A 3,225-nucleotide genomic window follows, 5' to 3' on the forward strand; every position below is an offset into this window, starting at 1 on the left:
AACCTATGACTGAAACAACGCAAGACGCTGGCATGATCAGCGAGGAATTAGCGGCGCGCTTGCTGTGCGTCGAGACCACGGAACTCACGAAGCTGCGGCGGATGAAGATCGTCACGCCTGTGACGACAAGCCCTGTCAAGTATCGCTTGTCCGACGTGGTTCGCGAGTACGTCAAGCATTTGCGCGGCGAAAAAGCATCCGCTGCAGAGTGTGCGCAACATCTGGACCTGAACCGGCGTAACTTTCACGATTTGATTGATCGTGGGGTAGTCGGCCGCCAGCCTGAGCGTGGCTACGTGCTGGCCGATGTTCGCCTCTCCTATATCAGGCATCTTCGGGAGACTGCTGCTGGCCGGTCAGAAGCAGCAGACCCGATCGCATCAGCCCGTGCTCGCCTGCTTACGGCCAAGGCAGAGCAGGCGGAAGGCGAAGCCAAGCGGGCTAACTCCGGCTACGCGCCGATCTCAACCCTCAAGGTCGCCTTGGCGCGATCGATGACGGCATTACGCGAGCTTCTGCTCTCCACTCCCGGACAGCTCGCTCACCGCCTCGTCGGTCTGGACCGCGCCTCGATACACCGTGAGCTTGACCGGCATATGAGGGCAGTCCTCAACAGCATCGCAGATGGCGCGATAGTTGAGCGCGTCAAGGCCGGTGGCCCGCTTGGTGCCGACGAGGACCGGCAATGACCGATACCACTCGCTACTACACAAGCGAGCCGGATGCATTCAGCGCTGAGGATGATCCTGCAGCAAGGTCATACGATCACGTTCCGCGCATCACGGTCGATCACGGAGCAAGCCCGCGATATCCGCGTCACGAGGGACGCCAGCACGATCCTTTCCTCGATGACGCGGCGCTGCTGCCATCGATCGCCGCGCATCGTAGGCTCAGGATGGGCCGAATGTGCCACAAGCTGATCAACGATCGCGCGCCGCGTCTGGCTTGCTTCCGTCCTGATGTACGCGACGAGAGGATCGCGCGGGAGGTCGTCCCTGACATGCGCATCCTGATCTCAGGCATGATCCCGCCGAGCGAGATCGCCGCCGCGCTAGATCGCTACGTCGGTCAACTGCACCTCCAGATCGATCGGCTGTTGGGACGTAAAAAGACCCTCCGCCGCTAGGTAATTCAATACCTAAAGTGAGCAAAATCAATGGGTTACGAAGGCGCATTTTGCACCGGCTCGCCATAGGTAGAACGACCGCACAAACCGAACCAATCGAAAGAAGGAACCAATGGGACTTATGAACCTGATCATGGGCGACACCGATCGCCATGACATCAAGAAGCTTGCCTCCGACCTTGCCAGCCTGCGGGCTACGCGCCCCTCTCTGGTTAATCAGCTCGCCGATGCGCGCGGCTCCGTGATCGCTCTCACTGAGCAGGCAGAACGTTATTTCACGGAAGGCGACGACGTTGCCGCAACCAAGGCAATCGCCAAGATCAACGCCGCAGAAACCCGCATCAAGATTTTGGAGTCCGCGACCTCTCGCCTTGATGCCGAGATCGCCGACGCGACTAAAAGTCATGATGCGGCGGTTCGCATGGCGCTTGCGGAAGGCGTCGCGAAGGATAAAGCGGCTGCGCTCGAAGAGCTGCGGCGGAAGATCGCTGTAGCATCGACGGCGCTGACCGACTTGAGCAAGGCATGCGAACCGCTTCACGACGACAGCTTCCTTGTGCGGCAGGTCTCCGAGCTGATCGCCATGCTTCCGACCGACCTGCAGGGCGCTCTCGATCATGCCGCATCCGAAGTCAATTTCTTAATCGACGGTCTCCGGAATGGCAGCATCTCGCCGATGCCGGTTGAGCATGCTCCCGCGCCTGCCGAAGTCGTCGCGAAACAGGTCGTCGAAACGCGCCGTATGCTGGTGCTTGCGGACGTGAAATGGCGGCACGGCAACGAAGTGAAGGCCGCTGCGAAGCAGTCCACGGCTGATATGCCGACCGCTACCGCCGACAAGGCCGAACGTCTTGGCTATGCCTGCGCAGTTGGCTCTCCCGCATGGAAGAAAAACAACATTGGTCGTGGCATCGTCTCTCTGCATCCTTCTGTGACTGGGATTGTCGATCTCGACGACGAGAACCTGCAACAGATGAAGGTCGCGTTCGGCTTCGATCAGCACAAGGTCGATGCGCATATGCAAGAGCGCATCAATGGCAAGCTCACGCAGAACTTCGCGGGCTTCTGATAGGGATAACACAAAATGAATAAATTATTGGGTCCGCCCGGCTGGACGCGCTTATCGACCGAACGACGGTACGCCTCAGGCGGCAGTCCCCGCACACTCGATTTAACTAACCGCAGCGTCGATGCCGTCTTGTCGAAGGGCTCTGACGTGGTTCGCGCTTACGGCGTTGAGCGACTAGCGATCACGCCAAAAGCGGTTGACATCTCTCGCGTTGAAAAAGGAGTCGCACCTGTCTTGGATACACACCGGCAGGAAAGCATCCTTGGAAGTTCGATCGGCAAGCTTGCCGCGGTGTGGTTTGAAGGATCGTCACTGGTAGGCCGTCTTCAATTCCACAAGACCGATGCAGGCAAAGCAGCCTTCGGAATGGTTCAGCGTGGCGAAGCAAATGCAATTTCGATAGGCTATTCCGTACAGAGCTGGGAGATCACAGACGAAGATGGACGAGTGATCGATCCAGCAAAAGAGCGTCTTCGCGTTGGAGAAGCTGATTACGTTTTCACTGCCACGCGCTGGTCGTTGTACGAGTGCTCAATTGTCTCCTGTCCGGCAGACCCTGATGCGCAGATTAGGCAATGGGGCGGTAATCGCGACATCGCAGACCCGGCTGAGTATAACCGCTTGGCGAAATTTCGTATGGAGACTCGCCAGCGCATGTTGCGGCGCGAGCGCATGTATCGCAAATAATGCTTCACTCTCGCACCGCAGACATCCGCGAAGCTCGTCGGATTGCAGCGCATGAATGCGGACATGCACTGGTGCGCTGGGCAACCGGCGTACCGATCGCCTTGATGACGATCGTCGGCGTTGACGGTGTACGAGGCAGGGTCAGTGGTGCATTCGATGACTTGGACTCCGATGCAGATTACTTCAATAGGATAGTTGTTCTAGTCGCAGGTCACATCGGCGAGAAACATCATCTCGGCGAGAGTAAGGGGCTGAAAGGCAGTGATCGTCGCAAGGTCGATGACTGCGCTGCATGTCTCGCCGATAATGCGAACGCAAGATCACTCATCGTTCGCGCTGCGGA

At 58.3% G+C, this 3,225-nt stretch carries 5 protein-coding genes; all 5 read left to right on the plus strand.

Features of this window, described 5'->3' with window-relative positions:
- Positions 1-689: hypothetical protein (locus AS156_RS00600; RefSeq protein ID WP_066498608.1), on the plus strand; the 689-nt coding region annotated here is incomplete at its 5' end.
- Positions 686-1,126: a hypothetical protein gene (locus AS156_RS41645; RefSeq protein WP_136625950.1), complete on the plus strand. Its 441-nt coding sequence runs from the start codon at positions 686-688 to the stop codon at positions 1,124-1,126. The genes AS156_RS00600 and AS156_RS41645, both read left to right, overlap by 4 nt.
- 121 nt (positions 1,127-1,247) lie before the next feature.
- Positions 1,248-2,195 (plus strand): hypothetical protein, encoded by a 948-nt coding sequence (locus AS156_RS00610; RefSeq protein WP_066498613.1) that lies wholly within the window; start codon positions 1,248-1,250, stop codon positions 2,193-2,195.
- A 15-nt stretch (positions 2,196-2,210) separates the two neighbouring features.
- Positions 2,211-2,882, plus strand: coding sequence for an HK97 family phage prohead protease (locus AS156_RS00615; RefSeq protein WP_082747263.1), 672 nt, complete (start codon positions 2,211-2,213; stop codon positions 2,880-2,882).
- A gap of 71 nt (positions 2,883-2,953) precedes the next feature.
- The coding region (locus AS156_RS43685; protein WP_210184208.1) for a hypothetical protein at positions 2,954-3,225 on the plus strand (272 nt) is incomplete at its 3' end.

Source organism: Bradyrhizobium macuxiense, assembly GCF_001542415.1.
Taxonomy (GTDB): Bacteria; Pseudomonadota; Alphaproteobacteria; order Rhizobiales; family Xanthobacteraceae; genus Bradyrhizobium; species Bradyrhizobium macuxiense.

What these genes read in the sequence shown, in the direction of transcription:
- AS156_RS41645 (WP_136625950.1), top strand. Translation starts at nt 686, where the DNA reads ATGACCGATACCACTCGCTACTACACAAGCGAGCCGGATGCATTCAGC.
- AS156_RS00610 (WP_066498613.1), top strand. Translation starts at nt 1,248, where the DNA reads ATGAACCTGATCATGGGCGACACCGATCGCCATGACATCAAGAAGCTT.
- AS156_RS00615 (WP_082747263.1), top strand. Translation starts at nt 2,211, where the DNA reads ATGAATAAATTATTGGGTCCGCCCGGCTGGACGCGCTTATCGACCGAA.